General features: G+C 55.5%; 8 protein-coding genes, 4 tRNA genes and 3 pseudogenes. 1 reads left to right on the top strand and 14 read right to left on the bottom strand.

What is annotated here, in order from left to right:
* Nucleotides 1–28: 28 nt before the first annotated feature.
* The 13 genes and pseudogenes from rpoB to tnpA form a co-directional block, all read right to left on the bottom strand.
* Entirely contained in the window at nt 29–4156 is a 4128-nt protein-coding gene (rpoB, locus tag IPP88_01075) for a DNA-directed RNA polymerase subunit beta (protein MBL0121360.1), read from the bottom strand.
* A 389-nt stretch (nt 4157–4545) separates the two neighbouring features.
* Nucleotides 4546–4917, bottom strand: a complete 372-nt coding sequence (gene rplL / locus IPP88_01070) for a 50S ribosomal protein L7/L12 (protein ID MBL0121359.1) — start codon at nt 4915–4917, stop codon at nt 4546–4548.
* A gap of 56 nt (nt 4918–4973) precedes the next feature.
* Nucleotides 4974–5474, bottom strand: a complete 501-nt coding sequence (rplJ, locus tag IPP88_01065; protein ID MBL0121358.1) for a 50S ribosomal protein L10 — start codon at nt 5472–5474, stop codon at nt 4974–4976.
* Between the two features lie 303 nt (nt 5475–5777).
* On the bottom strand, nt 5778–6488 hold the full coding sequence (rplA, locus tag IPP88_01060) for a 50S ribosomal protein L1 (GenBank protein ID MBL0121357.1): 711 nt from the start codon (nt 6486–6488) through the stop codon (nt 5778–5780).
* Nucleotides 6488–6922, bottom strand: a complete 435-nt coding sequence (gene rplK, locus IPP88_01055) for a 50S ribosomal protein L11 (protein ID MBL0121356.1) — start codon at nt 6920–6922, stop codon at nt 6488–6490. Before rplK ends, rplA begins: the two co-directional genes overlap by 1 nt.
* A gap of 125 nt (nt 6923–7047) precedes the next feature.
* Complete coding sequence (gene nusG / locus IPP88_01050) at nt 7048–7575, bottom strand: transcription termination/antitermination protein NusG (protein ID MBL0121355.1); 528 nt, start codon at nt 7573–7575, stop codon at nt 7048–7050.
* 2 nt (nt 7576–7577) lie between these two features.
* A complete protein-coding gene (secE, locus tag IPP88_01045; protein MBL0121354.1) occupies nt 7578–7925 on the bottom strand; it encodes a preprotein translocase subunit SecE in 348 nt (115 codons plus the stop codon).
* 71 nt (nt 7926–7996) lie between these two features.
* Nucleotides 7997–8072 (bottom strand) — tRNA-Trp (locus IPP88_01040).
* 7 nt (nt 8073–8079) lie between these two features.
* Nucleotides 8080–9270 (bottom strand): elongation factor Tu, encoded by a 1191-nt coding sequence (tuf, locus tag IPP88_01035; GenBank protein ID MBL0121353.1) that lies wholly within the window; start codon nt 9268–9270, stop codon nt 8080–8082.
* A gap of 71 nt (nt 9271–9341) precedes the next feature.
* Nucleotides 9342–9416 (bottom strand) — tRNA-Thr (locus IPP88_01030).
* 131 nt (nt 9417–9547) lie between these two features.
* Nucleotides 9548–9621: transfer RNA gene (locus tag IPP88_01025), tRNA-Gly, on the bottom strand.
* A gap of 33 nt (nt 9622–9654) precedes the next feature.
* Nucleotides 9655–9740, bottom strand: a tRNA-Tyr gene (locus IPP88_01020).
* A gap of 238 nt (nt 9741–9978) precedes the next feature.
* Nucleotides 9979–10388 (bottom strand): annotated as a pseudogene (tnpA, locus tag IPP88_01015) (IS200/IS605 family transposase).
* Between the two features lie 168 nt (nt 10389–10556).
* Between tnpA and IPP88_01010 the strand changes: the two are divergent.
* Nucleotides 10557–11637, top strand: a pseudogene (locus tag IPP88_01010) (IS630 family transposase).
* Between the two features lie 11 nt (nt 11638–11648).
* Here the strand turns inward: IPP88_01010 and IPP88_01005 are convergent.
* Nucleotides 11649–12804 (bottom strand): annotated as a pseudogene (locus tag IPP88_01005) (IS4 family transposase).
* Nucleotides 12805–12907: the final 103 nt, after the last annotated feature.

The following is a 12907-nucleotide window of genomic DNA, read 5'->3' as shown; positions in this document are numbered from 1 at the left end:
GCCACCAGATGGCCCTGCCTAGACACGATCAGTAGCGCTCCAAATCAATATCGATGGCCAGCGAACGGATTTCCTTGACCAGCACGTTGAACGATTCCGGCATGCCGGCTTCAATCTTGTGCTCGCCCTTGACGATGCTTTCGTACACCTTGGTGCGGCCCGCGGTATCGTCAGACTTGACGGTCAGCATTTCCTGCAGTGTGTAAGACGCACCGTAGGCCTCAAGCGCCCAAACTTCCATTTCGCCGAAGCGCTGACCACCGAACTGTGCCTTGCCGCCCAGCGGCTGCTGAGTGACCAGGCTGTACGGGCCAGTCGAACGCGCATGCATCTTGTCGTCAACGAGGTGATGCAGTTTCAGGATGTGCATATAGCCGACCGTCACTTCGCGCTCGAAGGGCTCACCACTGCGACCATCGTGCAAGGTCACCTGCGTCTTGGTCGCGTTGAGCTTTAGCCGCTTGGTCGTCTCTTCATCGTACGCAAGATCAAGCATCCCGCGTATCTCTTCTTCGGCTGCACCGTCAAACACCGGTGTCGCGAACGGCACGCCATTGGAGAGATTGCCGGCCAATTCCATCACCTCATCATCGGTGAGTGAACCCAGGTCTTCCTTCTTGCCGCTAGTGTTGTAGACCTTGTCGAGGAATTTGCGTACCTTGGCGGCATTCTCATGCGCCTTCAGCATCGCGCCGATCTTCAGGCCGAGACCCTTCGCCGCCCATCCCAAATGCGTTTCGAGAATCTGGCCCACATTCATCCGTGACGGTACGCCCAGCGGATTGAGCACAATATCCATCGGCGTACCATCCGCCATGAACGGCATGTCTTCCACCGGAACAATCTTCGAGATCACACCCTTGTTACCGTGGCGTCCCGCCATCTTGTCGCCAGGCTGCAAGCGACGTTTCACCGCAACGTACACCTTGACCATCTTTTGCACACCGGGCGGCAATTCATCACCCTGGGTAAGCTTGCGCTTCTTCTCATCAAATGCCTTGTCGAACTCCTTGCGCGTAAGATCCAGCGCTTCCTTTTGCGATTCAAGCTGACGCGCATCGTCATCATCGGTCAGACGCACATCAAACCAATCGTGCCGCGGCAGATCTTCCAGATAGGCCTTGGTCAACTTCGTGCCTTTGGCAATCTTTTTTGGACCGCCCTTGGCAATCTTGCCGACCAGTGTTTTTTCGATGCGCTGGAAAAGATCGTCTTCCACAATACGAAGTTGATCGGCCAAGTCTTTCTTGTAATCCTTGAGCTGGTCATCGATGATCTGCTGGGCTCGCTTGTCGCGCACGATGCCTTCGCGGGTAAATACCTGGACATCGATTACCGTGCCCGAAATACCCGATTGCACGCGCAGCGAAGTATCTTTTACGTCAGACGCCTTTTCGCCGAAGATCGCGCGGAGGAGCTTTTCTTCCGGCGTCAATTGCGTTTCGCCCTTTGGCGTGACCTTGCCAACGAGCACGTCGCCGGCCTCAACTTCAGCACCGATGTAAACAATACCGGACTCGTCCAGCCGACCAAGCATGCGTTCGGACAAATTCGAAATGTCGCGCGTAATTTCTTCCGGCCCCAGTTTGGTGTCGCGCGCAACGACCGACAATTCCTCAATATGGATAGAGGTGTAGCGGTCTTCGGCAACGATGCGCTCGGAAATCAGGATCGAATCTTCGAAGTTGTAACCATTCCACGGCATGAACGCGACCAGCAGGTTTTGTCCCAGCGCCAGTTCACCCATGTCGGTGGACGCGCCATCAGCGATTACGTCATTGCGAGCAATGTGGTCGCCCACCTTCACCAGCGGACGCTGGTTGATATTGGTGTTCTGGTTGGAACGCACATACTTCACCAGATTGTAAATATCAACGCCCGCTTCGCCCGGCTGCGTTTCGTTGTCATTGACACGAACCACCACGCGTCCGGCATCAACAAAATCAACGCGTCCACCACGGCGCGCCAGTACGGCCGTGCCGGAGTCCATTGCGACGGTACGTTCAATGCCAGTACCGACCAGGGATTTTTCTGCACGCAAGCAGGGAACGGCTTGACGTTGCATGTTTGATCCCATCAAGGCACGGTTCGCGTCATCGTGCTCCAGGAACGGGATCAGCGACGCGGCGACCGACACGATCTGTGCAGGCGCAACGTCGATATACTCGATCTTGTCCGGTGTCGACAACATGAACTCGTTCTTGTTGCGGCATGACACAAGCTCGTCAACAAAGCGACCCGATTTATCGGTTTCCGCATTCGCCTGGGCAATAACGTACTTGCCTTCTTCGATGGCTGACAAGTATTCGATCTCGCCGGCCACTTTCCCACCGTGCACCTTGCGATAAGGCGTTTCGATGAAGCCGTATTCATTCACCCGTGCATAGAGCGCGAGGGAGTTAATCAGTCCAATATTCGGACCTTCCGGCGTCTCGATCGGGCAGACCCGACCGTAGTGCGTCGGATGCACGTCGCGGACTTCAAAGCCGGCGCGTTCGCGTGTCAAGCCGCCCGGTCCCAATGCGGAAACGCGACGCTTATGGGTGATTTCTGACAATGGGTTCGTCTGGTCCATAAACTGGGACAGTTGCGAAGACCCGAAGAATTCCTTGATTGCCGCCGAAACCGGTTTGGCGTTGATCAAATCATGCGGCATCAGATTTTCGGCTTCTGCCTGCGACAAGCGCTCACGCACCGCGCGCTCGACGCGCACCAGTCCCGAGCGGAACTGGTTTTCCGCCAATTCGCCGACCGAACGCACGCGACGATTGCCGAGGTGATCGATATCATCAATCTCGCCCCGGCCATTTCGCAGCTCAACCAGGATTTTGATTACCGCAACGATATCTTCCGTTGACAAGGTCATTGCCCCAGTCAATTCTTCCCGCGCCACGCGGCGGTTGAACTTCATGCGGCCAACGGCAGAAAGATCGTAGCGCTCTTCGGAGAAGAACAGGCCATTGAACAAGGCATTGACGGCGTCTTCCGTCGGCGGTTCGCCCGGACGCATCATGCGATAGATGGCGACCTTTGCATTAAGAGCATCCACCGTTTCGTCGACCCGCAGAGTCGAGGAAATGTAGCCACCCTGATCGAGATCATTTGTATAGATCGTATAAATGGTTTCCACACCGGCGTCGATTAGCTTGCGTAACGACAGTTCTGTCAGTTCTTCGTTGGCTGTCGCAACAAATTCACCGGTTTCGGTATTCACGATGTTGGTCGCGAGCACCCGGCCCACCAGATATTCGTCATTGACCGGCAAGCGCTTCATCTTGGCCGCTTCCATGTCGCGAATATGCTTGGCGGTAATTCGCTTGTCCTTTTGCACAACCACTTTGCCGTCCTTCGACACGATGTCGAACTTGGCGATATCGCCTTTCAGACGATCGGCGACCAGTTCGAGTTCGATTTCACCCTTCTTGGAGATGTGGAATTCGTCGAACACAAAGAACTCGCGCAGGATCTGATCAGCGGAATAACCGAGCGCTTTCAGCAGGATCGTGACCGGCATTTTGCGACGGCGATCGACGCGGAAATACAGGTAATCTTTCGGGTCGAATTCGAAGTCCAGCCATGATCCACGGTAGGGAATGACGCGCGCGGAGAACAACAGTTTTCCGGAAGAGTGAGTCTTACCGCGATCATGCTCAAAAAACACGCCCGGCGAGCGATGCAGCTGGGACACAATTACCCGTTCGGTACCGTTGATCACGAATGAGCCGTTAGACGTCATGAGCGGAATCTCACCCATGTAAACTTCCTGCTCCTTCAATTCCTTCACCGTCGGCTTGGACGCTTCGCGGTCCATGATCACCAAGCGCACCTTGGCGCGCAAGGGTGATGCATAGGTGAGGCCGCGCTGCTGACATTCCAACACGTCAAACGGTGGCTGGCCGAGCTGATAGCTCACGAATTCAAGGCGCGCAAACTGGTTATGACTCACGATCGGGAAAACCGACGTGAAGGCAGATTGCAGCCCCTGGTTCTTGCGATTGGCAACCGCGACCTCGGCTTGCAGGAATTCGGCGTACGAATTCAATTGCGTAGCGAGGAGAAAGGGAACATCGAGAACGCTAGCGCGCTTCGCAAAACTCTTGCGGATGCGTTTCTTCTCGGTAAAGGTATAGGCAGGGGAAGCTACGGGGTGGGACATATTTTCTCCGAACGTTGAAAGATTTTCGCAGGCAGACACCGGCGTCAATGTTCTTCGACTGGCGTCATCAAGCCTCTGACGACGTCAAGTGTGGCGAAGGGCCGCTACCCTTCTGTGGCTGACAGCAATTGGGAAATTGCCCGACCAAACTAGTCTTCTGCAGTCGTTTCAGAAGACAAAGCAAAGCGTGTTGAACATTCAATCGCTTTGCTTTGACCTCTCACGGTACGCACTACCGCGGATGTCAAACTCAAGCACTGGCGCGGCGTTTCAGGCATTTATGCCATGGAGACCGCGTAGATGCTAGGGTTTAGTTCTTTTGGCCCTTAGAAACCAACTCCCGCCTGGGTAGACCCGGGCGGGAGCGGCTTGCACAGCACCAAGTTTGTTTACTTCAGTTCAGCCTTTGCACCAGCGTCGGTGAGCTTCTTGGCGATCGCGTCAGCGTCAGCTTTATTGACACCTTCTTTAACCGCTTTCGGTGCACCTTCGACCAATGCCTTGGCTTCGGCCAGGCCCAGACCGGTGATCTCGCGAACAGCCTTGATCACATTGATCTTGTTAGCGCCAAATTCCATCAGCATCACGTTGAATTCGGTCTTCTCTTCCGCGACCGGCGCAGCAGCACCAGCAGCAGCCGGCGCGGACATCGCCGCGGCGGAAACACCAAATTTCTCTTCGATCGCTTTAACCAGATCGTTCAGGTCCATCACCGACATCGTGTCCAGCGAGGCCAGGAATGCGTCTTTATCGAATGCCATTATTGAAAATTCCTATGAAAAGTTGAATGGGATTGAGCAGGGGGTACACGGCAAAACTAAGCCGCAACGCCTTCGGATCTTTTCTCGGCCAATGCCGCCAGCACGCGCGCCATCCGCGACACCGGGCTCTGCATGAGGCCCAGCAGTTGCGCGAGCAGCACTTCCTTGCTGGGGATGTTGGCCAGCGATTGCACGCCCGCCTTGTCCAAAGCCTTGCCGCTATATGCACCTGCCATGATGACGAAGTTTTCCTTGCCTTTGGCAAAGTCATTGACGACCTTGGCCGCGGCAACCGCGTCTTCCGAAAAGCTGTAAATCAACGGACCGACCATCTTGCCAGCAACCACCTCGAAAGGTGTTCCTTGCACGGCACGACGGGCCAGCGTGTTTTTGAGAACACGCATATAGACGCCCTTCGCACGCGCTTCGCTGCGCAACTTGGTCAATTCCGCGACCGTGGTACCCCGATACTCGGCGAGCACCATCGTCTGGGCCTTCGCCACATTGGCGATGACTTCCGCGACGACTTCTTTCTTTCCTTCCAGATTCAAACTCACGTTTGATCTCCTTTACGTTGATGAATGAATGCGCCAACTGACACACTCACACCGACATAGCGACCTTTTGTCTGAACGCGCCCGCTGAAGAATTTTCACTCGTCAACAAACTGAATTCGTACTGGGGACCGCCATCTGCGTAGGACAACATTGCTGCCGATTAAACCCTTGACCCGATATTGCTGAGGCCTCGGATTCCTACGGTCTTTGACAACCCCGGACAATCGATACGCTGATTGCCGGGCCCAAAGAACTGCCCTCGTTGTCTACCAATCACGCCAACGAGGGACTTGTATCAAAAAACTATTGCTGCTGAACGTTGGCAGCGAACGCCGAAGGTTCGACCCGAACGCCCACGCCCATCGTTGACGAAACCGAAACCTTCTTCAGGTAAATGCCCTTCGAGGATGCCGGCTTGGCCTTGTTTACCGCCGCGATCAACGCGGACAGATTTTCGTTCAACGCTTCAGTCGGGAACGACGCACGACCAATGGTGCATTGAATGATGCCGGCCTTGTCAGCACGATATTGCACCTGGCCCGCCTTGGCATTTTTCACTGCCTGCTCAACGTTGGGTGTCACCGTGCCTACTTTCGGGTTCGGCATCAGGCCGCGCGGGCCGAGAACCTGACCCAGCGCACCGACCACCTTCATGGCGTCCGGCGTGGCGATAACCACGTCGAAATCCATGAAGCCACCCTTGATTTTCTCGGCGAGGTCGTCGAAGCCGACGATTTCCGCACCTGCGGCCTTGGCCTTTTCAGCATTCGCGCCTTGAGCAAACACCGCGACACGAACGCTTTTGCCGGTGCCGCGCGGCAGCACGACGGAACCGCGTACCGCTTGATCCGACTTCTTGGCATCAATGCCAAGATTGATCGCGACGTCGACAGATTCATCGAACTTGGCGGTTGCTGTTTTCTTGACGAGTTCGATCGCATCAGTCGCCGCGTAGTTCTTGTTGTGATCGACAAGACCGGCGAACGCTTTTTGACGTTTGGTGATGGCAGCCATTAGCGTACTCCCTCGACATCAATACCCATTGAACGTGCACTCCCGGCGATGGTGCGGACGGCTGCGTCCAGATCAGCCGCGGTCAAGTCTGGCATCTTCATTTTTGCAATCTCTTCCGCCTGTGCGCGGGTCAATTTGCCCACCTTGTCGGTATGCGGAACCTTGCTGCCTTTTTCAACCTTGGCAGCCTTCTTGATCAGGATCGACGCGGGTGGCGTTTTCATGATGAAGGTGAAGGATTTGTCCGCAAATGCGGTAATCACCACGGGAATCGGCAGACCCGGTTCCAGTTTCTGCGTTTGCGCGTTAAACGCCTTGCAGAATTCCATGATGTTCAATCCGCGCTGGCCCAGCGCGGGACCGATCGGCGGCGATGGATTCGCCTTTCCGGCCGGCACTTGCAGCTTGATATAGCCGATGACTTTCTTTGCCATGTCTAACTCCTTGGGTTCAATCGAACACCGGTTTTACGGCGCTCTCCCCGCTTAGATTCCAATATTGCACAACCACTTCAATTGCTGCCGATGATGGTGGGTTGCAACCCATCATCCATAAAAATCTATTGTTTCTCGACTTGCCCGAAATCCAGCTCCACCGGTGTCGGGCGACCAAAGATCAGCACTGACACGCGGATCTTTGATTTGTCGTAATTCACTTCCTCAACGTTACCGTTGAAATCGACAAACGGACCGTCTTTAACACGAACGTTTTCACCGACTTCAAACAGCACCTTGGGTTTCGGCTTTTCGACGCCTTCCTTCACCTGATTCAGAATGGAATCCACTTCCTTCTGCGAAATCGGCGTGGGCCGGTTGCCCGTGCCGCCAATGAATCCCGTTACTTTCGGCGTACTCTTGACCAAATGCCATGTTTCGTCGGTCATTTCCATTTGCACCAGGATGTAACCGGGGAAAAAGCGGCGTTCTGAAAGCGATTTCGCACCGCTTTTCATTTCCACAACTTCTTCGGTCGGTACCAGCACATCACCAAATTTATCAGCCATGCCCGAACGCTTGATGCGTTCGATCAGGGCGGCTTGAATACTTTTTTCCTGTCCGGAATAAGCGTGCACAACGTACCAACGCATCATTACGCTCCGTGTCCGATAAATTTCGTCAGGACAAAAGTCAGACTCCAGTCAACGGCCCATAAAAACATGGCCATCACAAATACAAACACGAAGATCATGCCGGTTGATTGCATGGTTTCCTTGCGAGTCGGCCAAACAACTTTCTTGGCTTCTTCGATGGATTCCTTGGCATATTGCACAAACTCGCGCCCGGGCTCCGTAAACCAACCCACGACGCCAGCCAGAATAAATCCGGCGAACATCGCCCCAACGCGCGCAATCATCGGCTTGTCCGACAACCAATAGAACGCTGCCAAGCCTGCAATCGCCAGCAATACGGCTAAGGTGATTTGAATTTTATCTTTCATCCGGCTTACCTTGGGGTACCGGTCGCACATGCAACCGATCCCGCCGCAGTTTTTCCTTTTCTTTCTTTATCTGGCAGGCCAGGAGGGCCTCGAACCCCCAACCTACGGTTTTGGAGACCGTCACTCTGCCAATTGAGCTACTGGCCTAATTTCCCTACTTGATAATTTTCGACACCACGCCGGCGCCGACGGTACGGCCACCTTCGCGGATCGCGAAGCGCAGCCCGTCTTCCATCGCAATCGGCGCGATCAGCTGCACATTGATCTTGACGTTGTCTCCCGGCATCACCATCTCGGTACCAGCTGGCAGTTGCAGCGCGCCGGTCACGTCGGTGGTGCGGAAGTAGAACTGCGGACGATAGCCGTTGAAAAACGGGGTGTGACGGCCACCTTCGTCTTTGCTCAGAACATAGATCTCGGCTTCAAAGTCCGTGTGCGGGGTGATCGAGCCCGGCTTGGCCAATACCTGGCCGCGCTCGACTTCTTCACGCTTGGTGCCGCGCAGCAGGATGCCGACGTTGTCGCCCGCTTGCCCTTGGTCGAGCAGCTTCCGGAACATTTCAACGCCGGTGCAGATGGTCTTCAGGGTGGGCTTGAGTCCGATGATCTCGATTTCTTCGCCGACCTTGATGATGCCGCGTTCAATACGGCCCGTCACCACGGTGCCGCGACCGGAGATGGAGAATACGTCTTCGACCGGCATCAGGAAGGCGCCGTCCAGGGCGCGCTTGGGCATCGGAATGTAGGTGTCGAGCGCTTCGGCAAGTTTCATGATGGCGCCTTCACCCATCTCGCCGGTGTCACCTTCCATGGCTTTCAGCGCACTTCCCTTGATGATCGGGATGTCATCGCCGGGGAATTCGTATTTGGACAGCAGTTCACGTACCTCCATCTCCACCAGTTCCAGAAGCTCGGCATCGTCAACCATGTCGCATTTGTTCAGGAATACGATGATGTACGGTACGCCAACCTGGCGGGCGAGCAGGATGTGTTCGCGGGTCTGCGGCATCGGGCCGTCGGCCGCCGAGCACACCAGGATGGCGCCGTCCATCTGCGCGGCGCCGGTGATCATGTTCTTCACATAGTCCGCGTGGCCCGGACAGTCGACGTGCGCATAGTGCCGGTTGGCGGTCTCGTATTCGACGTGCGCGGTGTTGATGGTGATGCCGCGGGCCTTTTCTTCCGGCGCCGCGTCAATCTGGTCGTAGGCTCGCGCCTCGCCACCATATTTCTTCGCCAATACCATCGTCATCGCCGCCGTCAGCGTCGTCTTGCCGTGATCAACGTGCCCTATCGTCCCCACGTTCACGTGCGGCTTCGATCGCTCAAACTTGCCTTTTGCCATTTTCTGTCCTCGCGAAAACTAAAATGAGATCTGAAGAATAACTTGATGATTCTACGAACTAGTACAAAAACTGGTGCTCTTGACGCGGATTGAACGCGTGACCTCTCCCTTACCAAGGGAGTGCTCTACCACTGAGCTACAAGAGCATCGAACTTCGCTTTTGGACACCATGCGGCGTTGCAATCGTCCTTGTGAACAAACGCGTACACGGCGGACGCTTACGCCTTGCCTGGCGCCCAAACGCTCGTTTGCATTCCTCAGCAAACGATCAAATAAGTGGAGCGGGTGAACGGGATCGAACCGTCGTCGTAAGCTTGGAAGGCTTCTGCTCTACCATTGAGCTACACCCGCAAATTCACTTCTGTTCACCTGCCCGTGAAACCTTGGTGGAGAGGGCTGGATTCGAACCAGCGTACTCGTAAGAGGGCAGATTTACAGTCTGCTGCCATTAACCACTCGGCCACCTCTCCACGGAACCCAGCATTATCCATATTTCTTGGCCAAAGGTCAAACGTAAATCCGAGTGAGCCTATCAACTATACGGGGTAAAGACAGTCTATCTTAAGAGTATGAACGGCCACACTAGTGTAGTGCTTCGTAGTTAAATGACCCCCGGCATAGCCGGGGGCCCATTGGGTGAGCGCCTCAATGGCGCCATTACGTCGTGAGCCGCCCTTGACGGCTGTTCATAGTTCCAGCTTCATCTGATCAAAAACGTTCATCTTCCTGCTCTTGGTCGCGAGTGTAGGCTCTTGCCATTTCTTCATCCAGCCCGACCGTCGAAACAAAATAGCCTCTCGCCCAGGATACCTCGCCAGTGAAATTTCGCGACCTTCCACCAAACTTCCGTGCAATCGTGATCGCACTCTTTCCCTTCAAATACCCCACCACATTCGATACCGCGTACTTCGGCGGAATGCTGATGCACATGTGCACGTGATCCGGCATCACATGCCCTCAACAATCCGCGATTCCTTGTGCTGCGCCAGCTCCCGGATCATCTCAGGCAAGTGTTTCCTTAACGGCCCAAAAATCCGTTTCTTCCGCCTCTTGGGTATGAACACCACGGGATACTTACAGTCCCATCTGTTATGGCACAGGCTCTCATGTTCTTTCATCGGTAAATCTCCTGTCTCTTGGTCGAGACGTGAGATTCACAGTGACCGTCGTAAAGGTCAAACCTTGAGGAGTCCCCCGGCAGAGCCGGCGGTTTACCTCAACAAGTTAATGGAACTAATGGGCATTGGCTTATACCAAGAACTATTCGATGCGCTTTGGAGGCGGTGATGCGAGAGGCAAGTGCGATTGAACTGGACGACATACAGCGGGAAAAGCTGGTGAGGCTGGCGCATTCGAACACTGCGGAAGTGAGGTTGGCGCGGCGCGCAGGCATCGTGCTGCTGGCGGCGGGCGGTTTCGACAACCACGACATGGGCGAAATGCTCGACGTGGGTCGTGTGCAAGTGGGGCGCTGGCGCGCGCTATGCCGCTGGCGGACTCAAGGCCATCGATCAAGACTTGCCGCGCGGCAGGTGCAAGCCGATGGCCGATCCAGTTGAGATCGTGCGCCAGGCCACGCAGACCACGCCGGAAGGCGCGTCGCAGTGGAGCACGCGCATGCTGGCGGCGGTGGCCGGAGTGAGCGACACCACCATCCAGCGCATTTGGACGCAGCGCGGTTTGAAGCCGCACCGGACAAAGCAATTCAAGGTGTCGCGTGATCCCAGGTTCGTCGCGAAACTCGAAGACATCGTCGGCCTGTACATGTCCCCGCCCGAGCACGCGCTGGTGCTGTGCTGCGACCAGCAAAGCCAGTTACAAGCGCTCGACCGCACCCAGCCCGGCCTGCCGATGAAGCCCGGACGCGCCGCCACCATGACGCACGACTACAAGCGCCACGGCACCACCACCTAGTTTGCCGCCGTGAGCATGCTCGACGGCGCGGTCTACTCCCGTTACGCCCAGCGCCACCGCCATATCGAATGGCTCGACTTCCTGCACCAAATCGATCGTGAGACGCCGCCACACCTCGCGCTTCTTCTGACGCGCGACAACTACGCGACGCACAACCATTCGAAGGTCACGCTGTGGATCGCAAATCATCCCCGGTTCCATATTCATTTCACCCTCACCTCGGCGTCCTGGCTCAATATGGTCGAGCGGTTCTTTCGCGACACCACCACGCGCCTTCGCAACGGCGTATTTCGCAACATCGCCGAACTGATCAAAGCCATCAAGGAATACTTCGCATTGCATAACAAAAATCCTAAGCCGTTTGTGTGGACCGCCAAAGCAAATGACATCCTCGCAAAAGTTATTCGCGCCAATAGCCGCTTAAGTTCCAAACAGAATGAAGCACTACACTAGTCTCCCGACGTTCAGAACAAGTTTCCCTGAATTGGAATGATCGGCGGCTGGCCTGGTTCGAACGAGGGCTTGAGCAAGGCGGGTATTGGAGTGGTTTGGAACATGTTCAGGTTCAACACGCGCAAGATTTCTTGCAGGGAATGATCCACGTGCAGCCGTTTCTTGACGATCGCGATCAGCACGTAGGTGGAAATGGCGACCCATGTCTGCGTCTTGACCGCATTCTCGCTGGCGCCAAAGAACGACTTGATGCGCAAGTGTTGCTTGATCGATTTGAAGAACAATTCGACCTGCCAACGCTGCCTGTGCATCGCACAGATGGTCAGCGCGGGCAGCGACAGGTTGTTGGTCAAGAATTCGAATGTCTTGCCGGTATCTTCGTCGAAGTAGACCACGAGGCGCAGGATGTCCGGGTAACGCTTGCAAGACACTGCGCCGGTCAGCCGCACCTGATGATTGCTGCGCAGGCCGGTGAGGGTGTTGACCGCCTTGCGCCGAACGGTTTGGCATTGCAGGTTGTCCTTGGCGCGGTTGACAAAGAAGGCGCGGGCTGCGTTCAACCAATACAGTTTGGCGAAATCAACGTAGGCCTTGTCCGTGACATAGTAGGCACCGGCTTCAAGCAAGCCTTGCTCCGCGAGCCAATCGAGCAGGCGAACATCGTGCATCTTGCCGTGGCTGATGTGAATCAAGCTCGGGATCGATCCGCGCAGGACAATCAGCGTGTGCAGCTTGATCGCCGCCTTGGTGGAGCGAAACAGTGCCCAGACAAACAGCGACAGGCAAAGATCGATCGTGGTCGAATCCATAGCGTAGACGGTGGCGCCCATCAAGGATTTGAATTCCTTGCCGAGTGGATCGTTGGCATACAACGGGGGCGATGCCGATCAAGTATAGCGCGAAGTCTGCGTAGATCTGGCAAGGCCGGGTCGCGTTCGCATTGGCCAGAATGTTGCGGGAAACCGTTTTGCTGCGAAAGCCCATGTGATACAGCCGTGTCGACCGCGCACGCAGGTTGAGTTCGATGTCGCCCAGCGACTCGCGTGCGGTCAATTGTGCAAAGGCCATCGCGAATAACTGATCGAGACAGGAGCAAGCCTGCACCTTGTGGTCGCCTCGATGCGTCGCGACACAGCGCCGAAAGGTGGTGACCGGTAGATGAGCCATGACCTGCGCAAAATACGAGCATGCCTTGATGCATGGGGACCTTTGGCGGATGTCCGCAAAAAGCTCAAAGTCTGCACTTCAAAATTCAAATCAAGACCAGCCA

Source organism: Betaproteobacteria bacterium (genome assembly GCA_016720925.1).
In the GTDB taxonomy this organism is placed as follows: domain Bacteria; phylum Pseudomonadota; class Gammaproteobacteria; order Burkholderiales; family Usitatibacteraceae; genus UKL13-2.
The sequence above is the reverse complement of the archived record's forward strand: the minus strand, read 5'-3'. Positions and strand labels throughout refer to the sequence as shown.

Coding starts and splice junctions, on each gene's coding strand:
- rplA (MBL0121357.1), bottom strand. CDS start 6,488: ATGGCTGCCATCACCAAACGTCAAAAAGCGTTCGCCGGTCTTGTCGAT.
- nusG (MBL0121355.1), bottom strand. CDS start 7,575: ATGCGTTGGTACGTTGTGCACGCTTATTCCGGACAGGAAAAAAGTATT.
- tuf (MBL0121353.1), bottom strand. CDS start 9,270: ATGGCAAAAGGCAAGTTTGAGCGATCGAAGCCGCACGTGAACGTGGGG.
- rpoB (MBL0121360.1), bottom strand. CDS start 4,156: ATGTCCCACCCCGTAGCTTCCCCTGCCTATACCTTTACCGAGAAGAAA.
- rplL (MBL0121359.1), bottom strand. CDS start 4,917: ATGGCATTCGATAAAGACGCATTCCTGGCCTCGCTGGACACGATGTCG.
- secE (MBL0121354.1), bottom strand. CDS start 7,925: ATGAAAGATAAAATTCAAATCACCTTAGCCGTATTGCTGGCGATTGCA.
- rplK (MBL0121356.1), bottom strand. CDS start 6,922: ATGGCAAAGAAAGTCATCGGCTATATCAAGCTGCAAGTGCCGGCCGGA.